The sequence below is a fragment of the Prevotella sp. CAG:592 genome (assembly GCF_000436015.1).
GTDB lineage: Bacteria > Bacteroidota > Bacteroidia > Bacteroidales > Bacteroidaceae > Prevotella > Prevotella pectinovora.
This window is the reverse complement of record NZ_FR892477.1, coordinates 1-791: the sequence shown is the minus strand read 5'-3', so window position 1 is coordinate 791 and position 791 is coordinate 1. Positions and strand designations below refer to the sequence as shown.

Here is a 791-nt window from a genome sequence, read left to right as displayed (position 1 = left end):
GGAGAGAATTTCATAGTGAGAAGCCTTCCGCGAAAAGCAGTAAATGTCGTTCCCGAGCGTTAGATATACAATGGAAAGCATTTCCTTACATTGAGTGATGCTTCAGAACGTGTGTCATGTCAATGGTTCGATTCAGACGGCCGATATTTGGGAGAAGGATATACCTTTGCCATTGGTGATGATCCTGTATTAGGCGAGTATAAAGTCCGCGTTTGTTCCAAGAAGGATGGAGCGCTCGTTTACGACTCGTTGAAAGTGGTTAATGATCTGTTGCAGAAATCACTTAAGATTGATGCCGCAACTTCACGTATTTACATTAATTTCCGATATGGATTACAAGAAGATGTGGATGTGATAGTTTCCACGACATCGGTAAAAGGTCAGACAACACATCTGCCTAAAGGTCAGAAAAACTATACTGTGCATTATAATAGCGTAGGTGGTATAAACAGCGTAGTGATGGTGACATTTATTGTAAATGGAGTTAAGACAGAAACGTATAAGCTGCAATAGATTTTTAAGTTAGTGTAAGGTAAAGTTATCATGTATAAATCAGGGTAGAGGGCTTGTCTTGATTGGCAAGTCCTTTACCTGCGTTATTTAGTGTGATGATTTCGACAATAGAATAGAAGTGACGTATCTCGAAGGGATGGCTGAAAACAACTTGCCACACACCGTAAGGTGTAAAAGCACGAAACCGCCGTATGCCGAACGGCATGTACGGTGATGTGGGAGGTCGGTAAATGTGAAAGTAGGAGGTAAATGCCTTTTATGAATAACATTTACCTCCT

The 791-nt window shown here is 41.0% G+C and carries 1 protein-coding gene; it reads left to right on the top strand.

Annotated elements, in window-relative coordinates; all coding sequences use genetic code 11:
- Window positions 1–147 precede the first annotated feature (147 nt).
- Window positions 148–513 (top strand): hypothetical protein, encoded by a 366-nt coding sequence (locus tag QVO99_RS00150; protein ID WP_288176823.1) that lies wholly within the window; start codon window positions 148–150, stop codon window positions 511–513.
- The last annotated feature ends 278 nt before the right edge of the window (window positions 514–791 follow it).